Source organism: Cellulomonas phragmiteti, from assembly GCF_016862775.1.
GTDB classification, from domain to species: Bacteria; Actinomycetota; Actinomycetes; order Actinomycetales; family Cellulomonadaceae; genus Cellulomonas; species Cellulomonas phragmiteti.
The window spans coordinates 128,581-154,349 of sequence record NZ_BONP01000001.1 but is presented as its reverse complement, the minus strand read 5'-3'; the positions used below and the strand labels follow the sequence as shown (position 1 = coordinate 154,349).

At 74.1% G+C, this 25,769-nt stretch carries 25 protein-coding genes and 2 tRNA genes; 14 read left to right on the top strand and 13 right to left on the bottom strand.

Features of this window, described 5'->3' with window-relative positions; genetic code table 11:
• Positions 1–70: 70 nt before the first annotated feature.
• Positions 71–1,309 carry a DUF418 domain-containing protein gene (locus Cph01nite_RS00765; RefSeq protein ID WP_203670442.1) on the top strand — a complete coding sequence of 413 codons (1,239 nt, stop codon included), beginning with the start codon at positions 71–73 and terminating at the stop codon, positions 1,307–1,309.
• Here Cph01nite_RS00765 and Cph01nite_RS00760 read toward each other — a convergent pair.
• From Cph01nite_RS00760 to Cph01nite_RS00740, 5 genes are all read right to left on the bottom strand, one after another.
• Positions 1,282–1,746, bottom strand: a complete 465-nt coding sequence (locus Cph01nite_RS00760) for a hypothetical protein (RefSeq protein ID WP_239068939.1) — start codon at positions 1,744–1,746, stop codon at positions 1,282–1,284. The two genes, Cph01nite_RS00765 and Cph01nite_RS00760, sit on opposite strands and share 28 nt — an antisense overlap.
• A gap of 10 nt (positions 1,747–1,756) precedes the next feature.
• Positions 1,757–2,551: a coenzyme F420-0:L-glutamate ligase gene (locus Cph01nite_RS00755; protein WP_203670649.1), complete on the bottom strand. Its 795-nt coding sequence runs from the start codon at positions 2,549–2,551 to the stop codon at positions 1,757–1,759.
• Positions 2,548–3,519: a TIGR03557 family F420-dependent LLM class oxidoreductase gene (locus Cph01nite_RS00750; RefSeq protein WP_203670650.1), complete on the bottom strand. Its 972-nt coding sequence runs from the start codon at positions 3,517–3,519 to the stop codon at positions 2,548–2,550. The genes Cph01nite_RS00755 and Cph01nite_RS00750 overlap by 4 nt, the downstream gene beginning before the upstream one ends.
• 106 nt (positions 3,520–3,625) lie before the next feature.
• Positions 3,626–4,240, bottom strand: coding sequence for a nucleoside/nucleotide kinase family protein (locus Cph01nite_RS00745; RefSeq protein WP_239068938.1), 615 nt, complete (start codon positions 4,238–4,240; stop codon positions 3,626–3,628).
• A 56-nt stretch (positions 4,241–4,296) separates the two neighbouring features.
• The gene (locus tag Cph01nite_RS00740) at positions 4,297–5,280 is read right to left on the bottom strand and encodes an EamA family transporter (protein ID WP_203670441.1); all 984 of its coding nucleotides are present in this window, start codon (positions 5,278–5,280) and stop codon (positions 4,297–4,299) included.
• Positions 5,281–5,354: 74 nt separating this feature from the next.
• Here Cph01nite_RS00740 and Cph01nite_RS00735 point away from each other — a divergent pair, with 74 nt between their 5' ends.
• From Cph01nite_RS00735 to Cph01nite_RS00700, 8 genes are all read left to right on the top strand, one after another.
• On the top strand, positions 5,355–5,906 hold the full coding sequence (locus Cph01nite_RS00735) for a CGNR zinc finger domain-containing protein (protein ID WP_203670440.1): 552 nt from the start codon (positions 5,355–5,357) through the stop codon (positions 5,904–5,906).
• Positions 5,907–5,980: 74 nt separating this feature from the next.
• Positions 5,981–6,619, top strand: coding sequence for a thioredoxin-like domain-containing protein (locus Cph01nite_RS00730; RefSeq protein ID WP_203670439.1), 639 nt, complete (start codon positions 5,981–5,983; stop codon positions 6,617–6,619).
• Positions 6,616–7,329 carry a DUF305 domain-containing protein gene (locus tag Cph01nite_RS00725; protein ID WP_239068937.1) on the top strand — a complete coding sequence of 238 codons (714 nt, stop codon included), beginning with the start codon at positions 6,616–6,618 and terminating at the stop codon, positions 7,327–7,329. Before Cph01nite_RS00730 ends, Cph01nite_RS00725 begins: the two co-directional genes overlap by 4 nt.
• A gap of 92 nt (positions 7,330–7,421) precedes the next feature.
• Positions 7,422–10,082: a valine--tRNA ligase gene (gene valS / locus Cph01nite_RS00720; protein ID WP_203670438.1), complete on the top strand. Its 2,661-nt coding sequence runs from the start codon at positions 7,422–7,424 to the stop codon at positions 10,080–10,082.
• A 170-nt stretch (positions 10,083–10,252) separates the two neighbouring features.
• Complete coding sequence (locus Cph01nite_RS00715) at positions 10,253–11,035, top strand: transporter substrate-binding domain-containing protein (RefSeq protein ID WP_203670437.1); 783 nt, start codon at positions 10,253–10,255, stop codon at positions 11,033–11,035.
• Positions 11,035–11,856: an amino acid ABC transporter permease gene (locus tag Cph01nite_RS00710; protein ID WP_203670436.1), complete on the top strand. Its 822-nt coding sequence runs from the start codon at positions 11,035–11,037 to the stop codon at positions 11,854–11,856. The genes Cph01nite_RS00715 and Cph01nite_RS00710 overlap by 1 nt, the downstream gene beginning before the upstream one ends.
• Positions 11,853–12,626 carry an amino acid ABC transporter ATP-binding protein gene (locus Cph01nite_RS00705; protein WP_203670435.1) on the top strand — a complete coding sequence of 258 codons (774 nt, stop codon included), beginning with the start codon at positions 11,853–11,855 and terminating at the stop codon, positions 12,624–12,626. Before Cph01nite_RS00710 ends, Cph01nite_RS00705 begins: the two co-directional genes overlap by 4 nt.
• A 53-nt stretch (positions 12,627–12,679) precedes the next feature.
• Positions 12,680–14,494, top strand: coding sequence for an AMP-dependent synthetase/ligase (locus Cph01nite_RS00700; protein ID WP_203670434.1), 1,815 nt, complete (start codon positions 12,680–12,682; stop codon positions 14,492–14,494).
• A gap of 13 nt (positions 14,495–14,507) precedes the next feature.
• On the opposite strand, the gene Cph01nite_RS00695 is transcribed toward Cph01nite_RS00700, so the two are convergent.
• The 6 genes from Cph01nite_RS00695 to tig all read right to left on the bottom strand — a co-directional run bounded on the left by Cph01nite_RS00695 (position 14,508) and on the right by tig (position 20,689).
• Positions 14,508–15,701 (bottom strand): baeRF2 domain-containing protein, encoded by a 1,194-nt coding sequence (locus tag Cph01nite_RS00695; protein WP_203670433.1) that lies wholly within the window; start codon positions 15,699–15,701, stop codon positions 14,508–14,510.
• Positions 15,702–15,844: 143 nt separating this feature from the next.
• Complete coding sequence (locus Cph01nite_RS00690; RefSeq protein ID WP_203670432.1) at positions 15,845–16,159, bottom strand: chorismate mutase; 315 nt, start codon at positions 16,157–16,159, stop codon at positions 15,845–15,847.
• Complete coding sequence (gene clpX, locus Cph01nite_RS00685) at positions 16,156–17,436, bottom strand: ATP-dependent Clp protease ATP-binding subunit ClpX (protein ID WP_203670431.1); 1,281 nt, start codon at positions 17,434–17,436, stop codon at positions 16,156–16,158. Before clpX ends, Cph01nite_RS00690 begins: the two co-directional genes overlap by 4 nt.
• A gap of 252 nt (positions 17,437–17,688) precedes the next feature.
• Complete coding sequence (locus Cph01nite_RS00680) at positions 17,689–18,384, bottom strand: ATP-dependent Clp protease proteolytic subunit (RefSeq protein ID WP_239068936.1); 696 nt, start codon at positions 18,382–18,384, stop codon at positions 17,689–17,691.
• A 35-nt stretch (positions 18,385–18,419) separates the two neighbouring features.
• Complete coding sequence (locus tag Cph01nite_RS00675) at positions 18,420–19,040, bottom strand: ATP-dependent Clp protease proteolytic subunit (protein WP_203670430.1); 621 nt, start codon at positions 19,038–19,040, stop codon at positions 18,420–18,422.
• Between the two features lie 248 nt (positions 19,041–19,288).
• Positions 19,289–20,689 (bottom strand): trigger factor, encoded by a 1,401-nt coding sequence (tig, locus tag Cph01nite_RS00670; RefSeq protein WP_203670645.1) that lies wholly within the window; start codon positions 20,687–20,689, stop codon positions 19,289–19,291.
• A 308-nt stretch (positions 20,690–20,997) separates the two neighbouring features.
• Here tig and Cph01nite_RS00665 point away from each other — a divergent pair.
• From Cph01nite_RS00665 to Cph01nite_RS00650, 4 genes are all read left to right on the top strand, one after another.
• Positions 20,998–21,068, top strand: a tRNA-Gly gene (locus Cph01nite_RS00665).
• An 87-nt stretch (positions 21,069–21,155) separates the two neighbouring features.
• Positions 21,156–22,280: a glycosyltransferase family 4 protein gene (locus tag Cph01nite_RS00660; protein ID WP_203670429.1), complete on the top strand. Its 1,125-nt coding sequence runs from the start codon at positions 21,156–21,158 to the stop codon at positions 22,278–22,280.
• A 7-nt stretch (positions 22,281–22,287) separates the two neighbouring features.
• The gene (locus Cph01nite_RS00655) at positions 22,288–23,382 is read left to right on the top strand and encodes a glycosyltransferase (RefSeq protein WP_203670428.1); all 1,095 of its coding nucleotides are present in this window, start codon (positions 22,288–22,290) and stop codon (positions 23,380–23,382) included.
• Positions 23,379–24,173 carry a glycerophosphodiester phosphodiesterase family protein gene (locus tag Cph01nite_RS00650; protein ID WP_203670427.1) on the top strand — a complete coding sequence of 265 codons (795 nt, stop codon included), beginning with the start codon at positions 23,379–23,381 and terminating at the stop codon, positions 24,171–24,173. The genes Cph01nite_RS00655 and Cph01nite_RS00650 overlap by 4 nt, the downstream gene beginning before the upstream one ends.
• A gap of 6 nt (positions 24,174–24,179) precedes the next feature.
• Here Cph01nite_RS00650 and Cph01nite_RS00645 read toward each other — a convergent pair whose 3' ends face one another.
• Both Cph01nite_RS00645 and Cph01nite_RS00640 read right to left on the bottom strand, forming a co-directional pair.
• Positions 24,180–24,632, bottom strand: a complete 453-nt coding sequence (locus tag Cph01nite_RS00645) for an iron chaperone (RefSeq protein WP_203670426.1) — start codon at positions 24,630–24,632, stop codon at positions 24,180–24,182.
• A gap of 105 nt (positions 24,633–24,737) precedes the next feature.
• A tRNA-Pro gene (locus Cph01nite_RS00640) sits at positions 24,738–24,811 on the bottom strand.
• Between the two features lie 73 nt (positions 24,812–24,884).
• Between Cph01nite_RS00640 and Cph01nite_RS00635 the strand changes: the two genes are divergently transcribed.
• Positions 24,885–25,535, top strand: a complete 651-nt coding sequence (locus tag Cph01nite_RS00635; protein ID WP_203670425.1) for an SGNH/GDSL hydrolase family protein — start codon at positions 24,885–24,887, stop codon at positions 25,533–25,535.
• Positions 25,536–25,769: the final 234 nt, after the last annotated feature.

The following is a 25,769-nucleotide window of genomic DNA, read 5'->3' as shown; positions in this document are numbered from 1 at the left end:
CGCACGACCGACACCGGGACCATCCGCGCGACGGAGGCGCGGGCACCGGGGCAGCCGGGACGATGGGCGCATGACGACTCCGCACCCCTCGTTGCCGCAGGCCGCACCGGTGCCGATCCCGGCGGCGCACCCGCCGATCGAGCCGCTCGCCGCCCGCAGCCGGGCCGTGGCACCCGACGTCGCGCGCGGCCTGGCGCTGCTGGGGATCGCGATCGCCAACGCGGTCATCCACCTCTCGGGTGGTGCCGTCGGGCTCGGGCTGCGCCCGGTGGACTCGTCCGCGCTCGACCGGGCGGTCGACGGCGTCGTGTCCCTGTTCGTCGACCGCCGCACGATGCCGATGTTCGCGCTGCTGTACGGGTACGGCATCGGCGTCGTCGTCCGGCGGCGCGCCGCGGCGTGGGTGCCGTGGCCGGCGTGCCGCACGGACCTGCTGCGGCGGGCCGCCGTGCTCGTCGCGTTCGGCGCCGTGCACGTCGTCCTGCTCTTCGAGGGCGACATCCTCGGCGCCTACGGCCTGGCGGGTCTGCTCGCCGTCGCGTTCGTCCGGGCGTCCGACCGCACCCTGCTGGTCACCGCCGCCCTCGTGCTGCCCGTCGCCGGGGTGCTGGGCGGGTTCATGAGCGCCGCGATGGTGCTCACCGACCTCTTCGGCGTGGAGCCCTTCGAGGTCCCCGTCGAGGAGTCGGCGCTGATGGCGATGGCGACGCGCGCGCTGAGCGGCCTCGTCGGCGCGCCCCTCGGGGTCGTCGTCGCGCTGCCGCTCGTGCTGGTCGGGATCTGGGCGGCGCGCCGCGAGGTCCTCGAGCGGCCCGCCGACCACCTGCCCCTGCTGCGGCGGACGGCCGTCGGCGGCCTGGCGGTCAGCGTCGTCGGTGCGGTGCCGTTCGCCTCCGCCGTGGCCCGGCTGCGCGACCCCTCCGCGCTCGACGCGTTCGGGTCGGCGATGCTGCACGAGATGACGGGGGCCGCCGGGGGCGTCGCGTTCGCCGCCCTGGTCGGCTGGGTCGTGGCTGCCCGCGGCACCACCCTCACCACGCTCGGGCCGGCGGGTCGCGCGCTGCGCGCCGTCGGCAGCCGGTCGCTGAGCTGCTACCTGCTGCAGTCGGTGCTGTTCGTCCTGCCCCTCGCTCCGTGGGCGGGCGGGCTCGGGGAGCACCTGGGCTCGGCGCAGGTCGTCGCGTGGGCCGTGGGCGTGTGGCTGGTCACCCTCGTGGTGGCGGTGACGCTCGAGGCGGCGGGGCGCCGCGGTCCCGCGGAGTGGCTGTACCGGCGCCTCGTCTACCCACGTCCTGCCGCAGCGGCCTGAGCGACGTCGTCGAGGACCTCGAGCAGCCAGCCGGGTCCCGCCACCGCAGCCGGGCCGAGGCGTGCGCGCAGCCCTCGGTCGGCGGTCACGACCACCGCGCCCGAGCCGACGGACGACGCCACCGCGACCACCTCGGTGTCGCCGTCGCGCGGGGCGAGGTGCACGGCGAGGCCCACGACCCCAGGGTCGACGGCCGCGCGCGCCGCACCCTCGAGCACGACCTCGACGCGAGCCACCCGGGCCGTCGGACCGCCGGGCAGGATGACGGTCGCTCCGACGACACCCCCGAGCCGACCCAGCAGGCGTGTCGCCGCCCCGGCACGGTCGCGCCACCAGCCGTCCGGCCGGGACCCGACGACGTTGGCGGCGTCGACGACGAGCACGACCGGGGGATGCGCGGTCCGCGCCCCGTCCGACACGTCCGGTCCCGTCGCCACCGGGCTCGTCCTACCGCCCCGGACGCTCGAGCGCGTCCTTCCACCCCTGCGCGTACGCCTCGGCGGAGCCCTGGTGGAACATGTCGTCCGGCCCCGTGCGCACCAGCACCCGCGCGCCGGGGCCGTCGGCGTCGGTGACGACGTGACCGACACCGCGGACGACCGCGACGGGCCGTCCCGCGGCCTTGCCCTTGACCAGCTCGGCGGCGCTCGCGATCTCGTCCGCCACGGCGGCCACGGTCATGGTCAGCGGGCGGCCGAACGTGTCGAGCTGTCCGCGCAGGTCGTCGAGCACGTCGACGCCTGCCGCCCCGATGGCCAGGTCGGTGACGCCCTGCCGCCACGGGCGGCCGGCGGTGTCGGTGACCAGCACGCCGAGGCGCACGCCGAACGCCGCGGCCAGCCCGGCCCGCAGCGCCCGCGCCGAGGCGTCGGGATCGACCGGCAGCAGCAGCACGGTGCCCTCGGGGGTGTTCGAGGCGTCGACCCCGGCGGCCGCCATCACCAGGCCGAGGTGGTTCTCCACGATCCGCGTCACGCCGCCGGGGTGCTCCCGCGTCGCGACGACGCGCACGGTCTCGTCCGTGATCGCCTGCTCCCGGTCGTCGGCGGCGACCACGCGACCCTCGGCCTTGGACACCACCTTGCTCGTGACGACCACGACGTCACCGTCGACGAGCGCGTGGTCCGCGTCGACGCGCGCGTCGGCCCGCAGCGCCGCGACCAGCAGGGCGACGAGGTCGTCGCCCGGCACGACCTCGGGGATGCCGTCGGGCGCCCAGACCCGCAGCTCCCCCACGCTCAGCGCCCGAGCTTCGGCAGCACGTCGCGGCCGAAGACCTCGATCCACTCGCGCTGGTTGCGGCCGACGTTGTGCAGGTAGATGCGGTCGAACCCGAGGTCGACGTACTTCTGGATCTCGGTGCGGTGCACGTCGGGGTCCGAGGAGATGACCATGCGGCCCTCGAAGTCCTCGGGCCGCACGAGCTTGGCCATCTGCTCGAAGTCGAACGGCGAGCGGATGTCGGCCTTGGGGAACTTCATGCCGCCGTTGGGCCACTCGTGCATCGCGTTGGCGAGGGCCACCTCGTCCGTCTGCGCCCACGACAGGTGCAGCTGCAGCACCTTGGGCATCGCGTCGGGGTCCTTGCCTGCCTCGCGCGCGCCCTCGGCGAACTTGCCGAACAGCCCGGTGATCTTCTCCAGCGGCGCCCCGACGGTGATGATCCCGTCGGCGTGCCGGCCCGTGCGCTTCGCGGTGACAGGCCCGGCGGTCGCGACCAGGATCTCCGGGGCGACCTCGGGCATGGTCCACAGGCGGGTCGACTCGAGCTTGTAGAACGTGCCGGAGTGCTTGACGTCCTTGCCGGCCAGCGAGGCCGAGAACAGCTTCTTGATGAGGTCGATGGCCTCGAACATGCGGTTGATGCGCTCGGGCGCCTCGGGCCAGTATCCGGCCACGATGTGCTCGTTGAGCGCCTCGCCGGACCCCAGGCCGAGCCAGTGCCGACCGGGGTACATCGCGGCGAGGGTGGCCGACGCCTGCGCGACCATCGCGGGGTGCCAGCGGAACGTCGGGGCCGTCACCCCGGGCCCGAGGTCGCCCGTCGTGTTCTCGCCGATCGCCGTGAGCACGTTCCACACGAACGACGACTGCCCCTGCGCGGGGACCCACGGCGCGAAGTGGTCGGCGGCCATGACCCCGGAGAACCCGTGCTGCTCGGCGTAGGCCGACAGCTCCACCGCCTCGCGCGGGTGGAACTGCTCCAGCATCGCCGCGTACCCGACCGTCAGACCTGCCACCTGGTGCGCCTCCTGGCTGCTCGTCCCTGCCCGTCGAGCCTAGCCCGGTCCGCGTGAACGGCAGGTTGCGCCCGGCTCAGCGCACGACGAGCGCGGGGCGGCGGGGGTCGTCGAGGCGCACCACGACGTCGGCGACGTCCTGCGGCGCGACCTCCTGGTCGTACCGCGCGAACGCCGGCAGCAGCCAGGCGCGCTCGTCGCCGAGCCGTCGCGCGAGCGTCGCGGGACGCACGGTGAGGTGGACGGTCAGGTCGACGTCGAACCACCGCCCGAGCAGCAGCTCGCCGTCGACGACGAGGACTGCGCCCTCGGGTGCCCGCGTCCGGGCGGCACGGGTCGCCCGGTCGCGCCGCGCGTCCCACAGCGAGGGCAGGTACGTGCCGTCGACCGCGAACGGGTCGAGCACCTCGCGCGCGAGGCCACCGACGTCGAGCCGGTCCTCGAGGTACGCGTCGGGGTCCTGGCGTCCGTGCTCGTAGCGCACCGACGCGGGCCGCAGGAAGTCGTCGGCGTGCACGCGCACGACCGCGCGCCCCGCGGCGCGCAGCGGCACGACGAGCGCGTCGGCCAGCGCGGTCGGCTCCAGCGCGGCGGCCCCGTCGACGAGCACGCGCCGCCGGCCGGGTGCGGCGGCCGCGAGGTCGACGAGGTGCGCGACGAGCGCGGACGGCGTGGTCGGGAGCACCTGCACGGCGCCACCCCACCACACCCGCGCCGTCGTCGCGCCGCACGCGGTGCCCGTGCGGGTCAGACAGGCTCGGGGGCGCGTGCGGCGTCGACGGGAACCTCGACCGCCGGCGGCGGCGCGGCACCGCGCACGACGTCGCGCTCGGACCCGGTGCGCACCAGCGCGACGCCCCCGACCACGAGCAGCGCGCCCACCCCCTGCACGACCAGCGGCTGCTCACCGAGCAGCACCCACGCGAGCGCGACGGCGAGCAGCACCTCCGACAGCGCCAGGAAGGACGCGAGCCGCTCGCCGAGCAGCCGCACGGAGACCGCCGAGATCCCGTAGGCGAAGGCCGTCGGGACCGCCCCGACGACCAGCAGCGGCACGATCCAGTGGACCTGCGCGCCCATCAGGTCGACGCGCACGTCCGGGGCCTCCACCGGCAGCGCGCCCACGAGCGCGAGCAGCCCGACGACGACGGCCCCCACGGCCATGGCCGCGCCGGCCAGGCTGACCGGTGGCAGCGCGATGGGTCGCCCGGTGAACGCGAAGTAGGCGGCGTTGCCGATGGCCGCCGCACCGGCGAAGAGCAGGCCGACCGGGTCGAGCCGCACGCTGCCGGTGACGTCGAGCACGAGCACGAGGCCGCCCATGGCCAGGGACGCGCCGACGAGGGTGGCGCGTGCGGGCACCCGGCCCGTGCGCGCCCACGCCCACAGCAGCAGGAGCAGGGGCCCGGTGTACTCGACCAGCAGGGCGACCGCCACGGGCAGCCGCTCGACGGCGAAGAAGTACATCGTGGACGCGCCGGCGACGCCGAGCAGGCCGAGCCCGACCACGGTCGACCAGTCGGTGCGCAGCGCGGCCCAGCGTCCGCGCAGCGACCACAGGGCCGGGCCGGCGAGCAGCAGGGCGCCGATCGCCAGGCGGACCACGATGGCCGCGCCCGGGCTCCACCCGGCCGCGAGCAGCGGCTTGACGACCGGCCCGCTGGTGGCGAAGGCGAGGGCGGCGATCAGCCCCGCGACGATCCCGACGCCGCGCGTCCCCGTACCCTGCACGTCGTCTCCCGGTTGTCAGCAGTCACCTGCACCTATGCTCGTGACGGTAGCCGCCCGCACCGACAGGAGTCAATGTGGTCTTTGCTCGTGACACGGAGATGAACCTGCTGGCTGCCGCCGAGCTCGTCAACACCGCCCGCCGGCGTGACGGGCACGACGCCATGACCACCGTCGAGGACGTCCACGACTACTTCACGCGCTGGGGGTACACGGGTCGGCACGATCGCGACGAGGCCGAGGTCGCCGCCGTGCGTGCGACGCGCGACCGCGTCGCGCACCTGTGGACGGTCGACCGCGACACCGCCGCCGAGCTGGTGAACGCGATGCTGCTCGAGGCGGACGCCGTGCCCTTCCTGGTCCGCCACGACGCGCTCGACTGGCACCTGCACGCCACGGCCCCGGGGGCGGCGCTCGCGACGGTGATCGTCGTGGAGACCGCGATGGGCGTCGTCGACCTGGTGCGGTCCGACGAGTACGCCCGCATGAAGGTGTGCGAGGGCGAGGGCTGCTCCGCCGTGCTGGTGGACCTCTCCCGCAACCGCTCCCGTCGCTTCTGCGAGGTCAACAGCTGCGGCAACCGCGCCCACGTGGCCGCGTACCGCGCCCGGCGCGCGACCAGCGCCTGACCCTCCACTTGGTTGACGCTTCAACTCCGCGTAGCCTGGACCGGACGCCGACCGCCCGAGATCCGGAGCCACGCATGAGCAAGACGTCCCAGCGCGACGAGCGGGCCGCCCGGCTCGCCGCGGTCCAGGCCGAGCAGCGCCGCACCGCCCGACGCCGCACCGCGATCGTGGTGGGCGTCGTCGGCACCCTCGTCGTCGCGCTCGTGGCGGTGACGTCCGTGGTCCTCGTGGGCGAGGCGCGCCGCGCGTCGCAGCTCGAGGCGCAGGCCGCCGCGGAGATCGAGGGCGTCGAGAGCTTCGAGGACCTCTCCTTCGACCACGTCTCGACCGAGGTCGACTACCCGCAGACGCCGCCCGTGGGCGGCGAGCACAACGCCGTCTGGCAGAACTGCGGTGTGTACAGCGACCCGGTCGTCGACGAGCACGCCGTCCACTCCCTCGAGCACGGCGCCGTCTGGATCACCTACGACCCCGAGCTCCCCGCGGACCAGGTCGCCACGCTGCGCGCCTTCGCCGAGGGCCAGCCGTACGTGCTCGTCTCGCCCTACCCGGGCGTGCCGTCGCCGGTGGTCGCCTCCGCCTGGGGCTACCAGCTGCAGCTGGACGACGCCGACGACGAGCGCCTGCCGGTGTTCCTGCGCAAGTACCTGCTCAACCCCGAGCTGCCCGAGGCCGGTGCGCTGTGCAGCAACGGCGTGGGCACGCCCGCGTGAGCGACCCTGCGGCGGGCCTGCCCGCCGCACCTGCCGGCGCACGCTCGGCCCTGGGCCAGGCCGTGTCGTCCCTGACGGGGACGGCACGGGTCGTGGTCGCCGTGCTGGTCGCCCTCGCGCTCCTGGTCGGGGCCGCGGCAGGCGCGACACTGGTGGCCCGGCCCGATGCGGCCCGGCCCTCGGACACGTCCGTGGACGCCGGCTTCGCGCGCGACATGCAGGCGCACCACGCGCAGGCGGTCGAGCTCGCCGTCCTGGTGCGCGACCGCTCGGACGACGAGACGCTGCGCGCCATCGCCCTGGACATCCTCACGATCCAGCAGCAGCAGATCGGCCAGATGGCCGCCTGGTTGCGCCTGTGGGGGCTGCCCGCGGCCTCGCCCGCCGGGCCGATGGCCTGGATGACCGGGCCCGGTCACGGCCACGGCTCCACCCCCGGCACCGGGAGCCTGGAGTCGATGCCGGGCTGGGTGCCGGCCGACGCCATGGCCGAGCTGCGCGCGGCCGACGGCGTGACCGCCGAGCGCCTCTTCCTCACCCTCATGATCGAGCACCACGCCGGGGGCGTGGAGATGGCGCGCTACGCCGTCGAGCACGGCCGGCACCCCGAGGTGCTGCGACTGGCGCAGGGCGTCGTGGACTCCCAGACCCGCGAGCAGGTCGTCCTGCAGGACCTGCTGGACGCACGCGGCGGGCCTCTCGCGGGCTGACCGCGGGCAGGCGCGCCGACCGCTCCGCAGGTGCCCCGCGGACCGGTCGCGGGTGCACGGGGGACGGCCGCGATCTGGGAGGATGGGTGACCATGAGCGAGCAGACCCCCCCGACCGCGACCCCGACGAGCGCACGCGCCGCCCGCCAGGTACCGGACAGGGTGACGGTCGACGGGCTCGAGGACCGCTGGTCGCGCGCATGGGCCGACGAGGGCACGTACACCTTCGACCGCACCGCCGAGCGCGAGCAGGTCTACTCGATCGACACGCCGCCGCCGACGGTCTCCGGCTCGCTGCACGTCGGCCACGTCTTCTCCTACACGCACACCGACGTCGTCGCCCGGTTCTGGCGCATGCGCGGCCGCGAGGTCATGTACCCCATGGGCTGGGACGACAACGGCCTGCCGACCGAGCGCCGGGTGCAGAACTACTACGGGGTGCGCTGCGACCCGTCGCTCCCCTACGTCGAGGGCTTCGTGCCCCCGCACGAGGGCGGCGAGGGCAAGTCGATCAAGCCGGGCGACCAGGTGCCGGTCTCGCGCCGCAACTTCATCGAGCTGTGCGAGCGGCTCTCTGCCGAGGACGAGCTGCAGTTCGAGGCGCTCTGGCGCCGGCTCGGTCTGTCGGTCGACTGGTCGATGACCTACCAGACCATCGGCGCGACGGCCCGTGCCGTCTCCCAGCGCGCGTTCCTGCGCAACCTCGGCCGCGGGGAGGCCTACCAGGCCGAGGCGCCCGGGCTGTGGGACGTGACGTTCCAGACGGCGGTCGCGCAGGCCGAGCTCGAGGCGCGCGACTACCCCGGAGCGTTCCACAAGGTCGCGTTCCACCGCGCCGACGGCGGCCAGGTCGTCATCGAGACCACGCGCCCCGAGCTGCTGCCCGCGTGCGTGGCGCTCATCGCCCACCCGGACGACGAGCGGTACCAGCACCTGTTCGGGACCACGGTGACCAGCCCGCTCTTCGGCGTCGCGCTGCCCGTGCTCGCGCACCCGGCCGCCGAGCCGGACAAGGGCGCCGGCATCGCGATGTGCTGCACCTTCGGCGACCTCACCGACGTGCAGTGGTGGCGCGAGCTGCGCCTGCCCACGCGCTCGGTCGTGGGCCGCGACGGCCGCGTGCTGCGGGACACCCCGGAGTGGATCACGTCGCCGGACGGCCGCGCCGTCTACGGCGAGCTCGCCGGCAAGACGACGTTCAGCGCGCGGGAGGCCGTCGTCGCGGCCCTGCGCGGGTCCGGGGACCTGCTGGGCGACCCGGTGGCGACGCAGCGCAAGGCGAACTTCTACGAGAAGGGCGACAAGCCCCTCGAGATCGTCACGAGCCGCCAGTGGTACATCCGCAACGGCGGGCGCGACGAGGACCTGCGGGCCGACCTGCTGGCCCGGGGCCGCGAGCTGGCCTTCCACCCCGACTTCATGCGCGTGCGGTACGACAACTGGGTCGGCGGGCTCAACGGCGACTGGCTGGTGTCGCGCCAGCGGTTCTTCGGCGTGCCGATCCCCGTGTGGTACCCGATCGACGAGGCCGGCGAGCCGCTCTACGACTCCCCGCTGGTGCCGGACGAGGCCGCGCTGCCCGTCGACCCGTCGAGCGACGTGCCGGCCGGCTACACGGCCGACCAGCGCGGCGTGCCCGGCGGGTTCGTCGGCGACCCCGACATCATGGACACCTGGGCGACGAGCTCGCTGACGCCGCAGATCGTGTGCGGCTGGCTCGACGACCCGGACCTGTTCTCGCGGACGTTCCCGATGGACCTGCGCCCCCAGGGCCAGGACATCATCCGCACCTGGCTGTTCTCGAGCGTCGTGCGCGCGCACCTCGAGGAGGGCACGCTGCCGTGGAAGCACGCCGCGATCAGCGGCTGGATCCTCGACCCCGACCGCAAGAAGATGAGCAAGTCCAAGGGCAACGTCGTCACCCCCATGGGGCTGCTGGAGGAGCACGGGTCGGACGCCGTCCGGTACTGGGCGGCCAGCGCGCGCCTCGGCACCGACGCGGCGTTCGAGGTCGGCCAGATGAAGATCGGGCGCCGGCTGGCGATCAAGGTGCTCAACGCGAGCAAGTTCGTGCTCTCCTTCGGCGCAGCGGACGAGCCCGTGCCGCTCGACGCGTCGCAGGTCACCGAGCCGCTGGACCGGGCGATGCTCGCGGGCCTGGCGACCGTCGTGGACCAGGCGACGGCGGCGCTCGAGGCCTACGACCACACCCGGGCCCTCGAGCTGACCGAGACGTTCTTCTGGACGTTCTGCGACGACTACCTCGAGCTCGTCAAGGACCGCGCCTACGGCGCCGGCGCCTCGGCAGCCGAGGTCACGCCCGCGACCGCGTCGGCGCGCGCCGCGCTGGGCCTGGCGCTGGACACGCTGCTGCGCCTGTTCGCCCCCGTGCTGCCGTACGCGACCGAGGAGGTCTGGTCGTGGTGGCGCGAGGGCACGGTGCACCGCGCCCCGTGGCCGACGAGCGGCACGCTGCGCACCGCGGCCGGTGACGCCGACGCGGGCCTCGTGGCGGGCGCCGGCGCAGCGCTGGCGGCGTTGCGCAAGGTCAAGTCGGAGGCCAAGGTCTCGATGCGCACGCCCGTCGAGCACGCCGTGCTGGAGGTGCCGCCAGCCCTGCGCGCCGGCGTGGAGGCCGCGCTGGACGACGTCCGCAACGCGGGCCGCGCGACGGGCACGCTGGAGCTGGCGGTCGGCGACGGCGAGACCGTCGTCGCCCGCGACGCGCGGCTCGGCGAGGCCGTCGCCCGCTGACGACCGGGGCACCGCCGCGCGGCCGCCGCGACCGGGACGCGGGCGTGCGCGGGCGTGCGCCCGCGTGCCGTGGCAGTGTCGGGACCGAGGTCCCTGGCGACCCCGTCACGAATAGGAATGATGTGACGCGTATACTTATGCGCGCACAGCTCCGCTCGGAAGGACCCCTCATGCGCCACCCCCTGCCCGTCGCCGCCCTCGCCGCCGCGACCCTGCTCACCCTCACCGCCTGCTCCGGCTCCGGCGACGACGCGGGCGCGGACGGCGAGCTCGCGCTCGTGCGCGCCGGCTCGCTCACCGTGTGCACCAACCCGCCCTACGAGCCGTTCGAGTACGAGGAGGACGGGGTGATCGTCGGCCTCGACATGGCGCTCACCGGGGAGATCGCCGCGGACCTCGGCGTCGAGCTGCGCCCGCTCAACACCGGGTTCGACGCCATCGAGTCCGGCGCGGCGCTCAACGCGCGCCAGTGCGACATGGCCGCCTCGGCGATCACCATCACGCCGGAGCGCGAGGAGAACGTCGACTTCACCGACGCGTACTTCGACGCCGACCAGGGCGTCCTGGTCGCGAGCGGCTCGCCGGTCGCCGCCGAGTCCGACCTCGAGGGCCTCACGATCGGGGTCCAGCAGGCCACCACGGGAGCGGGCTGGGTCGAGGAGCAGGGGCTCGAGGGCGTCCAGTTCGAGGACCTCGGTCTGCAGATCCAGGCCCTGCGCAACGGCCAGGTCGACGTCGTCGTCAACGACGTCACAGTGCTCGAGCCGTTCGCCGGCGGAGGGCTCGAGGTCGCGTTCGTCGTCCCGACCGGTGAGCAGTACGGCTTCGCCGTCCGCACCGGCAACACCGCCCTGCTCGACGCGGCGAACGCCACGCTCGCGCGGATCACGCAGGACGGCACGTACGACGAGCTCGTCGCCGAGTACTTCGGTACCGGCGAGCCCGTGGACTGATGACCGTCGACCTGACCGCACCCGCCGGCCGGGCGCGGATGAGCCCGCGCCGCAGGGCGCGGCTGTCGCGGGGCGTCCAGTACGTGGTGCTCCTCGTCGTGGTCGCCGTCGTCGTGGTCGCGGCCGACTGGAGCAACGTCGGCGAGACGATCTTCAACCCCGCCGCGGCGGCCGACATGCTCGACCGGCTCCCCCGCGCGTTCTACAACACCGTCCGGTACACCCTCGCCGCGTTCGCCGTCGGGCTCAGCCTCGGGACGGTCCTGGCCCTCATGCGGCTGTCGTCGGTGGCGCCCTACCGGTGGATCTCGACCGGCTACGTCGAGTTCTTCCGCGGCATCCCCGCCCTGCTCGTCGTCATCGCCGTGGGGTACGCCGTCCCCATCGCGTTCGGCGTCGCCCTGACGTCGATCCTGGCGATCGCCGCGATCGCGCTCGGTGCCGTGTCCGCCGCCTACATCTCCGAGACCATCCGCGCCGGCATCCAGGCCGTCCCCCGCGGCCAGGTCGAGGCGGCACGGTCCCTGGGCATGTCGCACACCCGCACGATGGCGCAGGTCGTGCTGCCCCAGGCGTTCCGCACCGTCCTGCCGCCGCTCACCAACGAGGTGCTCCTGCTGACGAAGGACACGTCGCTGCTGTTCGTGCTCGGCCAGACGCCCGCGTTCTTCGAGCTGACGAAGGTCGGCCGGGACGCGCTGTCCACGGCCTCCGGCGGGCTCACCGGCCTGTTCGTCGTCGGCGCCTGCTACCTCGTCATCACCATCCCGCTCGGCATCGTCGCCCGCCGGCTCGAGCGGCGCACCGGAGGCCGCGCATGACCCCCGCCACCACCCAGCCCGTCGTACGGATCCACGACCTGCACAAGTCGTTCGGGGACCGCGAGGTCCTGCGCGGGATCGACCTCACCGTCGCGCCCGGTGAGGTCGTCTGCGTCATCGGACCGTCCGGGTCCGGCAAGTCCACGCTCCTGCGCTGCGTCAACCTCCTCGAGGAGCCGACGGCCGGCAGCATCGAGGTGCTCGGTGCCGAGGTGACGGACGCCGACGTCGACATCGACCGCGTCCGTACGCACGTCGGCATGGTGTTCCAGCAGTTCAACCTCTTCGCCCACCTGACCGTGCTCGAGAACTGCACCCTCGCCCAGCGCGGCGTCCTGCGTCGCTCGCGGGCCGAGGCGGAGCGGGTCGCGACCGCCAATCTCGAGCGCGTCGGGCTGGCCGACCGTGCTGCCGCGATGCCCGGCCAGCTGTCCGGCGGCCAGCAGCAGCGGGTCGCGATCGCCCGCGCGCTGTCGATGGACCCCCGGCTCATGCTCTTCGACGAGCCGACCTCCGCGCTCGACCCCGAGCTCGTCGGCGACGTCCTGGGCGTCATGCGCGACCTCGCCGACGCCGGGATGACGATGCTCGTCGTCACCCACGAGATGGCGTTCGCACGCGAGGTCGCCGACCGCGTCGTCTTCATGGACGACGGCGTCGTGGTGGAGTCCGGACCCCCGGACCAGGTCATCGGGGCGCCGCTCGAGGAGCGCACCCGCACCTTCCTGCAGCGGGTCCTCGACCCGACGCACCGCCACCCGCAGGACTGACGTCACGCCCGAACCTCCGCAGGGCCCGTACCGAGCCACGACCAGGAGCACCAGTGCCCGACACGACCTCCCCCGCCCTCGTCGAGCCCGACCCGGCGGCGTCGATCTGCACGATGCTCGCGGCCCGGCTCGCCCGCGACCCCGACGACGTGTTCGCCGAGCGACCGGACGGGCCCGGGGGCGCGTGGCAGCCCGTCACGGTGGCGGCGTTCGTGTCCCAGGTCCGTGCGATCGCCAAGGGTCTGGTGGCGAGCGGGCTCGAGCCGGGCGACCGGGTCGCGATCATGTCCCGCACCCGGTACGAGTGGACCCTCGTCGACTTCGCCGTCTGGGCGGCGGGAGGGGTCGGCGTGCCGGTCTACGAGACCTCGTCGGCCGAGCAGGTGCGCTGGATCGCGTCCGACTCCGGGGTCCGGCTGGCCGTCGTCGAGACGCCCGCGCACGCCGCCGTCGTCGGGCAGGTGCGTGACGACCTGCCCGGGCTGACCGAGGTCCTGGTCATCGACGACGACGCCGTCGGCACGCTCGAGGCGCGCGGCGCCGACGTCCCGGACTCCGAGATCGACCGCCGCAGCACGCTCGCGCGCGGCGACGACCTTGCCACGGTGATCTACACGTCCGGCACCACGGGCCGACCCAAGGGCGTCGAGCTCACGCACGGCAACTTCGTCGAGCTGTGCCGCAACGGCGCGGTCGGTCTGGCCGAGGTCGTCTCGAAGCCGACGTCCCGCACGCTGCTCTTCATGCCGCTGGCCCACGTCTTCGCACGCTTCATCCAGGTCCTCTGCGTGGAGTCCGGCGCTGTGATGGGCCACGCCCCCGACACCCGCAACCTCCTGCCGGACCTCGCGTCGTTCCGGCCCACCTACCTGCTCGCGGTGCCGCGCGTGTTCGAGAAGGTCTACAACTCGGCCGAGCAGAAGGCCGGGTCGGGCACGACCCTGCGCATCTTCCGCTGGGCGGCCAAGGTCGCCATCACCTACTCCCGCGCGCTGGAGACACCCGGCGGGCCGGGCGCCGCGCTCCGGGCCCAGCACCGCGTCGCCGACCGCCTGGTGCACCGCAAGCTGCGCGCCGCGCTGGGCGGACGGGCCGAGTTCGCGGTCTCCGGCGGGGCGCCGCTCGGCGAGCGCCTCGGGCACTTCTACCGCGGCATCGGGGTCCACGTGCTCGAGGGCTACGGCCTGACCGAGACGTCCGCCGCCACCGCCGTGAACCGCCCTGGCCTGACCAAGATCGGCACGGTCGGCCCCCCGATGCCCGGCACGTCCCTGCGCGTCGACGACGAGGGCCACATCTGGGTCGCCGGCCCGCACGTCTTCCGCGGTTACCGGCACATGCCCGAGGAGACCGCGCAGACGCTGGTCGACGGCTGGCTGCGCACCGGCGACATCGGGACGCTCGACGAGGACGGGTACCTGCGCATCACGGGCCGCAGCAAGGAGATCATCGTGACCGCCGGCGGCAAGAACGTCGCCCCCGCGGTCCTCGAGGACCGGCTGCGCGGCCACCCGGTCGTCAGCCAGGTCGTCGTCGTGGGCGACCAGCGTCCGTTCATCGGCGCGCTGGTCACCCTGGACGCCGAGATGCTGCCCGGCTGGCTCGCCATGCACGGGCTACCCGCCATGGACGTCGCCGCGGCCGCCGCGCACCCGCAGGTGCTCGAGGCGCTCGACCGTGCCGTGGACCGCGCCAACGAGGTGGTCTCGCGCGCCGAGTCGATCCGCAAGATCGCCGTGCTCACCACCGACTTCACGGAGGCGAACGGCTACCTCACACCGTCGATGAAGGTGAAGCGGGCGGCGGTCCTGCAGGACTTCGCGCACGAGGTCGACGGCCTGTACGTCGACACGCGCAGCGGGGACTGACCCCGCCGACCGCTCAGACCGTCCGCAGCCGCGCCGCGTCGCCCGACTGGGAGGGCACCGACTCGCTCGGCGTGGAGTCGTCTGCCCAGCGCAGCAGTGCGCCGACGCCGTCGACGACCTCGACGTCCCCGTCCTCGACGAACGTGACGCCGGCGTCCTGGCCGACGACGGCGCGCAGCAGCGCGACGTCCGCGGGCAGCTCGCGGGTCTCGCCGTCGACCACGCCGATCGCGGCCAGGTCGGAGCGGGACGTCGCGAGCTGCAGCGGCGACAGCCCCACCCACAGGTGGTCGTCCGCGAGCGCCCCCGCCACCGCGCTCACCGAGAGCAGCAGCTCGTCGACCTGCCCGCGGCGCAGCACCTCGACGACGTCGTCCAGCCCGGCCACGGCCCCCTCGCCACGCCCGCGGGCCTCGCGGTACCGGTCCAGGTGCTCCGCGCGCCGTCGACGGCGGAAGTCGACGACCGCCTGGGCGACCCGCTCGGCGAAGGCCTCCTCATGGATGCCGTCCCCCCGGCCTCCCCCGGGCACCTCCACCGCGAGCTCACGCACGTGCTGACCGAGCGCGTCACGCACCAGCGGGACGGAGCGCACGTCGCCCGTGAGGACGACCAGCCCGGGCCGCTTGTCACGCACCCGCTTGTCGACGACCGCGGCCACGGCCTCGGCGTTGCGCTGCCAGGAGTCCTCGGCCCGGGTCTGCCCCCGCCGCTCCAGCCCGGCCTCGCGGGTCTTGTGGACGTCGTCGTGCCCGCCGTCGACCGTCTCCGTCACCGGCCCGCGGTCGCCACCGTCGTCCGCGTCGACCCACCGCAGGTCGGCACCCGTGCGGTCCACCGCCACGACGAGCACGCACACGGTCTCCTCGCTGGCCCGCACCACGGGAGCCAGTGCCGGCACGGGCCCGAAGTTGCCGCGCGACGCCGCGGGTGCGGCACGCAGCACCCGGTCCAGGACCACGCCGTGCGCGTCCGCGACCACCACGCGGCCGTGGGCGTCGCGCCGCCCGTCGGGGGACGCGACGCGCTCGCCGATCTCGTCGAGCAGGGCCGCCGGTGCGCCGTCGCGCTCCAGGCCCCGGCGCACGGACCGCCACCGGTCCACGGGGCCGGACTCCCCGGCCACCTCCGCGGGCGAGGCGTCGAGGTGCACGGTGACGAACGGGGCCGGGCGGCCGAGCAGCGGCTTGAGCCAGTGCAGGTGCATAGGGGTCGACTCCTCGGGCGGGTGCACGTCCTCGGCGACGGCGCTACCGGTGCCCCCACCGCGGCTGACCCCTCTACCTTCGGTCACGTCGAGGGCGTCCGCCAACGGGTGCAGGGGGTGAGGTGGGGCGCGGGCGCGCCGGGTCAGACGCGCTGCGCGTGGTCCTGCGCGATCGCCTCGTGGTGCCGGATCACCTCGGCGACGATGAACTCCAGGAACTTCTCGGCGAAGACCGGGTCGAGGTCGGCCTCCTGCGCCAACCGGCGCAACCGTGCGACCTGCTGGGCCTCCCGGCCGGGGTCCGACGCGGGCAGCCCGATCTCGGCCTTGAGCACGCCCACGCGCTGCGTCGCCTTGAACCGCTCGGCGAGGATGTGGACGAGGGCGGCGTCGATGTTGTCGATGCTGCCCCGCAGCCGCGCCAGCTCGGCCGGGACGACGCCCCCGGGTGCGGTCACGCGCTCTTCTCGCGCGGGGTCCGCTTGTCGCGGGACACGTCCCGCGGGACCAGCGTGGGGTTGACGTTGTCGAGCACGACGTCCTTGGTGATGACCACCCGGGCCACGTCGTCGCGTGACGGCACCTCGAACATCACCTGCTGGAGGACCTCCTCGAGGATCGCGCGCAGGCCACGTGCGCCCGTGCCCCGCAGCAGCGCCTGCTCGGCGATAGCGCCGACGGCGTCCTCCTCGAACTCCAGCTCCACACCGTCGATCTGGAACATGCGCTGGTACTGCTTGACCAGCGCGTTGCGCGGCTCGGTGAGGATGCGCACGAGGGCGACGCGGTCCAGCGGCGAGACGGTCGTGATGATCGGCACGCGGCCGATGAACTCGGGGATGAGGCCGAACTTCAGCAGGTCCTCCGGCATGACCTCGCCGTACACGTCGGTGTCGTCGGCCGAGTGGATCGGCGAGCCGAACCCGATGCCGCGACGACCGGCGCGGGAGGTGATGATCTCGTCGAGACCGGCGAACGCCCCCGCGACGATGAACAGCACGTTGGTCGTGTCGATCTGGATGAACTCCTGGTGCGGGTGCTTGCGCCCGCCCTGCGGGGGCACCGACGCGGTCGTGCCCTCGAGGATCTTCAGGAGCGCCTGCTGGACGCCCTCTCCCGAGACGTCGCGCGTGATCGACGGGTTCTCGCTCTTGCGGGCGATCTTGTCGATCTCGTCGATGTAGATGATGCCCGTCTCGGCCTTCTTGACGTCGTAGTCGGCGGCCTGGATGAGCTTGAGGAGGATGTTCTCGACGTCCTCGCCGACGTAGCCCGCCTCGGTGAGGGCCGTGGCGTCCGCGATGGCGAACGGGACGTTGAGCATCTTGGCCAGCGTCTGCGCCAGGTACGTCTTGCCGCAGCCCGTGGGGCCGATCAGCAGGATGTTCGACTTGGCGATCTCGACGGCCTCCTCGCCGGCGGTCGCACGGGCGCCCTCACCGGCCTGGATGCGCTTGTAGTGGTTGTACACCGCGACGGCCAGCGACCGCTTGGCGGGCTCCTGCCCGACGATGTACTGCTCGAGGAACTCGAAGATCTCCTTCGGCTTGGGCAGCTCGACCATGCCGACCTCGGTGGCCTCGGCGAGCTCTTCCTCGATGATCTCGTTGCACAGGTCGATGCACTCGTCGCAGATGTACACCCCGGGCCCCGCGATGAGCTTCTTCACCTGCTTCTGGGACTTGCCGCAGAACGAGCACTTGAGAAGGTCCGCACCGTCTCCGATACGCGCCACGTGCGTCCCCTTCCTTCGTGTCGCCCTCCGCCGTCATGGCGGTGCGCCGTCGTCGTGACCTCGCGGTCCGCGAGTCACGTTCCCCCATTGCACACCACGCACGGCCACCTGTCAGCCGAACCCTGCGGGTGGGTCGCGGCGTGTCGGGTGCGACGCGCCGCCCGATGCGTCCCGATTCGCACGGATGGCCCAACCTCGCGCGCCGCGCGACCCCGGTCCGCGCGCGTCGGGCGCGGACCGGGGGTCACAGCGTCAGGCGGGCTGCACCACCGCAGGGTGAACGCCCTTGCGGCTCTCGAGCACCTGGTCGACGATCCCGTAGTCCTTGGCCTGGGCCGCGGTGAGGATCTTGTCGCGCTCGATGTCCTGGCGCACCTGCTCGATGGGCCGCCCCGTGTGCTGCGCCAGCGCCGCCTCGAGCCACTCGCGGATCCGGATGAGCTCGTTGGCCTGGATCTCGATGTCGGAGGCCTGCGCGTAGCCGCCGCCCTCCATCGCCGGCTGGTGGATGAGCACGCGCGCGTTGGGCAGCGCCAGGCGCTTGCCGGGCGAGCCGGCCGCGAGCAGGATCGCCGCCGCCGAGGCCGCCTGCCCGAGGCAGACGGTCTGGATGTGCGGCTTGATGTACTGCATCGTGTCGTAGATCGCCGTCAGCGCGGTGAACGAGCCACCGGGCGAGTTGATGTACAGCGTGATGTCGCGGTCCGGGTCCGTGGACTCCAGCACGAGCAGCTGCGCCATGACGTCGTCGGCCGAGGCGTCGTCCACCTGCACGCCGAGGAAGATGATGCGGTCCTCGAACAGCTTGGTGTACGGGTCCTGGCGCTTGAAGCCGTAGGCGGTGCGCTCCTCGAACTGCGGCAGCACGTAGCGGCCGCTCGGGGACGCGGGCGCCGTGCCGCCGGCCAACCGGTCGGCCCGGGCGATGAACTGGGACTCCATGCTCACGAAGGTTCTCCTCGCTGATGCGTTCGCGGTGGCCGTCAGGACTGCGTCCCGCCGCCACCGGCGACGGAGTTGGAGCTGGAGACGACGTGGTCGATGAAGCCGTACTCCAGGGCCTCGGGCGCCGTGAACCAGCGGTCGCGGTCCGAGTCGGCGTGGATCTGGTCGACGCTCTTGCCCGTCTGCTCGGCGATCAGCTCGGCGAGCACCCGCTTCATGTGCAGGATGAGCTGGGCGTTGATGCGCACGTCGGTGGCGGTGCCCCCGATGCCGCCCGACGGCTGGTGCATCATCACCCGGGCGTGGGGCGTGGCGTACCGCTTGCCCTTGGTGCCCGACGAGAGCAGGAACTGGCCCATCGAGGCCGCCATGCCCATCGCGATCGTCGCGACGTCCGGCTTGATGTACTGCATCGTGTCGTAGATCGCCATGCCGGCCGTGATCGACCCGCCCGGCGAGTTGATGTACAGCCAGATGTCCTTGTCGGGGTCCTCCGCGGCCAGCAGCATCATCTGCGCGCAGATGGCGTTGGCGTTCTCGTCACGGACCTCCGAGCCGAGCCAGATGATCCGCTCGCGGAGCAGTCGGTTGTAGATGGAATCGTTGAGGCCGAGGCCCGGAGAATCTGCCCGGGCCAGGGCCGGCACCTGCTCGTTCACGAAGGCTCCCTCGTCTGGCTGCGTCCTACCTGCGCGCTGCTGCACACCTCGTCGTCCGGGGCTGCGGCCGGTCGCGCGTTGCAGCGACCCTAACGCCCGCGCGCGCCCCGCCATGTCCTGCCGACGCGCCGTTTCGCTGACGGCGCAGCGGCGACGCCCGGTCGGCCGCCCCGGGGACGACGACGGCCCCGCCGCGCCCGCAGGGGCGTGACGGGGCCGTCTCGGCGTGCACCCGGTGGGGTGGCGCGTCAGGCCTTCTCGTCGGCGCTGTCCTCGCCGAAGGCGACGGAGGAGAAGTCGGTCGCCGCGTCGGTGGGCTGCGTGGGCTCGGCCTCGGCCTGCTCCAGCTCGGCGTCCTCCTCGTCCGTGCCGATGAACTCCGACAGGTCGACGGCCGCACCCGAGCCGTCGACGACGGAGACCTTGCGCAGCGAGACCGCGAGGGCCTTGGAGCGCGCGACCTCGGCCACCATCGCGGGGATCTGACCCTGCTGGTCCAGCGTCGTGATGAACGTGTTCGGGTCCATGCCGTACTGGCGCGACGCGCTGACGAGGTAGTCGAGGAGCTCGCTCTGGCTGACCTTGATGTCGAGCTTCTCGGCCAGCGTGTCGAGCAGGATCTGGTTGCGCAGCGCGGTCTGCGCCTGCTCCGTCACCTCGGCGCGGTGCTCGTCGTCCTCGAGGCGCCCCTCGGACTCCAGGTGGCGGACGACCTCGGCCTCGACGACGCCGGCCGGGACGGGGATCTCGGTCTCGGTGGTGAGCTTCTCGACGAGGAGGTCGCGCGCCTGCACGGCCTGGTTCGACGCCTTGATGCGCCCCGCCTGCTCGCGCAGGTCGGCCTTGAGCTCGTCGATCGTGTCGAACTCGCTCGCGAGCTGCGCGAACTCGTCGTCCACCTCGGGCAGCTGGCGCTCCTTGACCGCGGTCGCCGTGACGGAAACCTCGGCCGTCTCGCCCTTGCGGTCGCCGCCGACGAGCACGGTCTCGAACGTCGTGGTCTCGCCCGAGGACAGGCCGGTCAGCGCCTCGTCCAGGCCCTCGAGCATGTTGCCCGAGCCGATCTGGTAGCTGGTGCCGGAGACCTGGTCGACCTGCTCGTCGCCGATCGTCGCGACGAGGTCGATGACGACGAAGTCGCCGGCTGCCGCGGGGCGGTCGACACCGACGAGGGAGCCGAAGCGCTCGCGCAGCGCGTCGAGGCGCGCGTCGACGTCCTCGTCCGCGACCTCCACGTCGTCGACCGTGACGCTCAGGCCGTCGAGGTCCGGGAGCGTGATCTCGGGACGCACCTCGACCTCGGCGGTGAAGTGCAGCTCGCCCTCCTCGCCCGCGGCGGCGGGGACCAGGCCCGGGACCTGCGTGACCTCGACCTCGGGCTGGCCCATGGGCCGCAGCTTGTTCTCGCGCACGGCCTCGGCGTAGAAGGAGGACAGGCCCTCGTTCACGGCGTGCTCGATGACCGCGGGCCGCCCCACGCGCTGGTCGATGATGCGCGGCGGCACCTTGCCCTTGCGGAAGCCCGGCACCGTCACCTGCTCCGCGATGTGCTGGTAGGCGTGTTCGATGCTCGGCTTGAGCTCGTCGTACGTCACCTCGACGGACAGCTTGACCTTGGTCGGGTCCAGGGTCTCGACGGCGCTCTTCACTTCGATGGTCTCCACTTGGTCATGGCCGGGCGCCGGAGGTTCCGACGAGGTGGCTCGCTTCGGTCTGCACGCTCTGGGAGGCGCTGCACGCTGCGGCCCGGGCGACGTCGTGACCTCCCCGTGGTCCAGCCACGGTGGGGCGACGTGCGAGCACCCGACGGCGCGTACGCGCGACCCTCGATGCTACGCCACGAGCGGGACCGCCCGCCAAGGCAGCCGCACGTCCGGTGACCCGGTACCCTTGCTGCGCCGCCGGGTCGTCACCGATGACGTCGTCACCGACGAACGGGACCGACAGCCGGGCGCGCGCGGACGTAGCTCAATGGTAGAGCCCCAGTCTTCCAAACTGGCTACGCGGGTTCGATTCCCGTCGTCCGCTCCCTGGAGCCCGCATGTCCGCCGGGTGGTCACCGACACGACGCCCGCGCGTCGACCACCGGTCCCCTGGCGCTGGTGGGCTGCGGCCGTGCGCGTCGCGATCGTCACCGAGTCGTTCCTCCCCCACGTCAACGGCGTCACCAACTCGGTGCTCCGGACCCTCGAGCAGCTGCGGGCCGCGGGGCACGAGGCGCTCGTGCTCGCCCCCGGCGACCCGCCGTCCCGGGTGCACGGCGCGCGCGTCGTGCCGCTGCGCTCCGTGCCGATGCCGGGCTACGCGGAGGTGCGGGTCGCGGTGCCCTCGACGCGCACGGTCACGCGGGAGCTGGCGGCGTTCGGGCCCGACGTGGTGCACCTCGCGTCCCCCTTCGCGACCGGGCGCCCGACGGTCCGCGCCGCCGCGGCGCTCGACCTGCCGACGGTGGCCGTCTACCAGACGGACGTCGCCGGCTACGCGGGCCGCTACGGCCTCGGCGCGGCGACGGACGCCGCGTGGCGCGTCGTGCGGGCGATCCACGAGCAGGTCGACCTGACGCTCGCACCGTCCCTGACGTCGGCCCGTGCGCTGGCGGCGCACGACGTCCCGCGCGTGGCGGTGTGGCCGCGTGGTGTCGACACCGTGCGCTTCGACCCGCGGCACCGCGACGAGGCCTGGCGCCGGCGCGTGGCACCGGGCGGCGAGGCGCTGGTCGGGTTCGTGGGGCGGCTGGCCGCCGAGAAGCAGGTCGAGGACCTCGCCGTGCTGCAGGACGTGCCCGGGGTCCGCGTGGTCGTGGTCGGCGACGGACCGCAGGCCGCGGACCTGCGGCGCGCCCTGCCGCGCGCCGTGTTCCTCGGCCAGGTGACGGGTGACGCGCTGTCCCGCGTGGTGGCGAGCCTCGACGTCGCCGTGCAGACCGGACCGCACGAGACGTTCTGCCAGTCGGCCCAGGAGGCGCTCGCGGCGGGTGTCCCGCTGGTGGCGGTCGGCGCAGGTGCCGTCGCCGAGCTGGTCGACCCGAGCCGCACCGGCTGGCTGTACCCGCCGGGCGACCTCGCGGCGCTGCGCGCCGCCGTCGTCGACCTGACCGGGGACCCGGCGAAGTGCCGGGCCATGGGTGCGGCCGGGCGCCGTCAGGTCGAGGGCCGCACGTGGCAGGTCGTCGGCGAGCAGCTGCTCGCGTACTACGCGGCGGCGGCGACCGGGCACCGTGCCGCCGCGCAGGTCGGCTGAGGGCGCCGTGCACGTCGTCCACCTGACCAACGCGTACGCACCCGCGTCCGGAGGCGTCCGGACCATGGTCCACGCGCTCGGCGCGGGGTACCGCGGGCACGGGCACCGCTTCACGGCCGTCGTGCCCGCCGGTACGGCCGGTGCGGACGACGAGCCGTGGGGCACGCGCGTGCGTCTTCCCGGGCCCGTCGTGCCGGGCACCGCCGGCTACCGCGTCCTGCTGGACGCCGCGGCGGTGCGCGGCGAGCTGGACCGGCTCGCCCCCGACCGCGTCGAGGTCTCCGACCGCTTCACGCTGCGGCACGTCGGGGTCTGGGCCCGGGACCGCGGGGTCCCGTGCGTGCTGTTCGCGCACGAGCGGCTCGACGGGCTCGCCCGCAGCCTGGGCCGCGTCCCCGCGCCGGCCGCACGCGCGCTGGCCGACGCGACGAACCGCCGCTGGTCCGGCGTGTTCGACCGGGTCGTCGTCACCACGCCCTACGGCGCCCAGGAGTTCGACCGGATCGGGGTGCCGACCACCCGGGTGCCGCTGGGCGTCGACCTCGACGCCTTCCACCCGGCGCTGCGCACGCGCGCCGCCGGCGACGGCGCGGTGGTGCTCGCGCTGTGCAGCCGGCTATCCCCGGAGAAGTCGCCCGGCACGGCCCTGGCGACCCTCGGCCTGCTGCGGGCGGACGGCGTGGACGCGCGGCTCGTCGTGCTCGGCGACGGCCCCGAGGCGTCCCGGCTGGCCCGCGCGGCACGGGACCTGCCGGTGACGTTCCTGGGCCACGTCGAGGACCGGGCCGTCGTCGCGCGGACGCTCGCCGACGCCGACGTCACGCTCGCACCCGGGCCGCTGGAGACGTTCGGCCTCGCAGCGCTGGAGTCGTTGGCGTGCGGGACGCCCGTCGTGGCCGCCCGGGGCTCCGCGGTCGCCGCGCTGGGCGCGTCGGCGGCCGGTCCCCACCAGTTCGCCGCGCACGTGCTGGACCTGGTGGGCCGGGGCCCGACGGCGCGGCAGGCGGCCCGCGCCCGCGCCGAGCGGCTCGGGTGGCACGCGACGGTCCGCGACATGCTCGCGCTGCACGGCGCGCCCGTGGCCGTGGCGGGGTCGCGGTGACCGCGCGCTACGACGACGCGGACGGGCCGTTCGTCGTGCCGCACCGCGCCGGGGCGGGCATGGCGACCGAGAACACGGCGGACGCCGCCGCCGCGTCCGTCGCGCTCGGGCACCGGTGGCTGGAGACCGACGCCCGCACGACGCGGGACGGGGTGGTCGTCGCGTTCCACGACCGGACGCTCGACCGCGTGGCCGGCGTCCCGGGCACGCTGGCCGACCTCACCTGGGCCGACCTGCGCACGCTGGAGCTGCCGGGCGGCGGGCGCGTGGCCCGGCTCGACGACCTCCTGACGACCTGGCCGCACGTGCGGTGGGCCGTCGACGTCAAGGACCCGGCGACCCTCCCCGCCCTCCTCGCGACGCTGCGCTCCACCGGTGCGGCTCCGCGGGTGTGCCTGGCCGGGACGTGGGACCGGTGGCTGGACGTGGCCCGCGCGCAGCTCGGGGCGGACGTGCGCACGGCGCTCGGCTGGGCGTCGACGGCCCGCCTGCTCGCCGGTGCACCCTGGCGCCCGACGTCCCACGCACCGACCTTCGTGCACCTGCCGTGGGCCCTGGTGCGCCGCCGCGGGCCGGCGTGGGTGGTGCGGCGCTCGCGCGCGTGGGATCTGCGGCCGGTGGTCTGGGGTGTCGAGGACGCCACGGCGATGCACGCCCTGCTGGACGCGGGCGTCGACGGCCTCATCGGCGACCGCGCCGACACGCTGCGCGAGGTCATGCTGGCGCGCGGCTGCTGGACGCCGGTGCGGAGGGCGGGCCTCGACCCGGCGGCCGGACGGCAGGCGGTGTGACGACGCTCAGCCCGCGGCGCGACGCACCAGCGCGGCGACCGTCCGCTCGACCTCCGGGGTGACGGACGTCAGCGAGAACGCCGTCGGCCACATCGGACCGTCCTCGAGCTCGGCGACGTCGTTGAAGCCCAGCGTCGCGAACCGGGTGTCGAACTTGGAGGCGGCCTGGAAGAAGCACACGACCCTGCCGTCCCGCGCGTAGGCGGGCTGCCCGTACCAGGTGCGCGGGGCCAGCTGCGGCGCGTGCTCGCGCACGATCGCGTGCACCTGCTCGGCCAGCACCCGGTCGACGTCGGGCATCTCCGCGATCGTCGCCAGCACGGCCGCCTCCTGCTTCGCGGCCGCGGCGCCCTTGCCGCGCTGCCCGGCCTGCTCCCGCAGCTCGGCTGCGCGGTCCTTCATCGCCGCGCGCTCCTGCGCGGTGAAACCTCCGGCGCCCGACTCCGACGTGCTTCCCATGTCGCTCCTCGCATCGCTCCGTGCGGACGTCGCCGATGCTAGGGACCGCGGACGACGCGGCGCTTCTCGGAACCTGACCGGTCCCGGGGCCGCGTCGTCGGCCGGTCGGGGTGGCGGGATTCGAACCCACGACCTTCCGCTCCCAAAGCGGACGCGCTACCAACCTGCGCCACACCCCGTGGTGCGCCGCCGCCCGCGAGAGCGCCCGGCACGCGCTCACCCTACCGGCGCGCGTCGTGGTGGGATGTGCCCGTGACGACGACGTTCCTGCGGCCGGGCGACCGCGTGCTGCTCACCGGCGACTCCATCACGGACTGGGGGCGCGACCGCGAGCAGCCGGACTCGCCGTGGGGCCTGGGGCACGGGTACGCCGGGATCGTCGCGGCCCTCGCCGGGGCGCGACGGCCCGACCTGGGGCTGACGTTCCACAACCGGGGGGTCGGCGGTGACACGGCGCGCATGCTGCGGGAGCGCTGGCAGACCGACGCCCTGGACCTCGAGCCGACGGTGGTGTCGGTCTTCGTCGGGGTCAACGACACGTGGCGGCGCTTCGACTCCGGCGCGGTGACCAGCACGGCCGAGTTCGAGGAGCACTACCGCGCCGTCCTCGACGTGACGCGGGAGCGACTCGACCCCCGGTTCGTGCTCGTCGAGCCCTTCGCGCTGCCCGTCCCGCCGGTGCACGAGGGGTGGCGCGCCGACCTCGACCCGCGGATCCACGTCGTGCGCCGGCTCGCTGCCGAGGTCGGGGCGGTGCTGGTCCCCGCCGACGGCCTGTTCGCCGCCGCGGCGGCGCGCACCTCGCCCGAGCGCTGGGCGTTCGACGGCGTCCACCCCACGCCCGCGGGCCACGGGCTGCTCGCCGAGGCGTGGCTCGACGCCGTCGGGCTGCCGGCCGCCTGACGCGCACCACCTCCGGACGCGCACGCGTCCGCATCGCGAGACATCCGTCTCACGGGAACCTTTGCGCCCGCTACCGTGTTGACGCTAGCGTCGGCTCGACCACGGATCGACACCGCTGCACCCGGGCCCGCTCAGGGCGAGGCCCCCGGACGAGGAGAGCGATGCGCGTGCCCGCCGCCGCCGTTGCCCCCGTCCTGCGCGCCTGCGTGGCGTGCGCCTGTTGTCGGTGTCGGT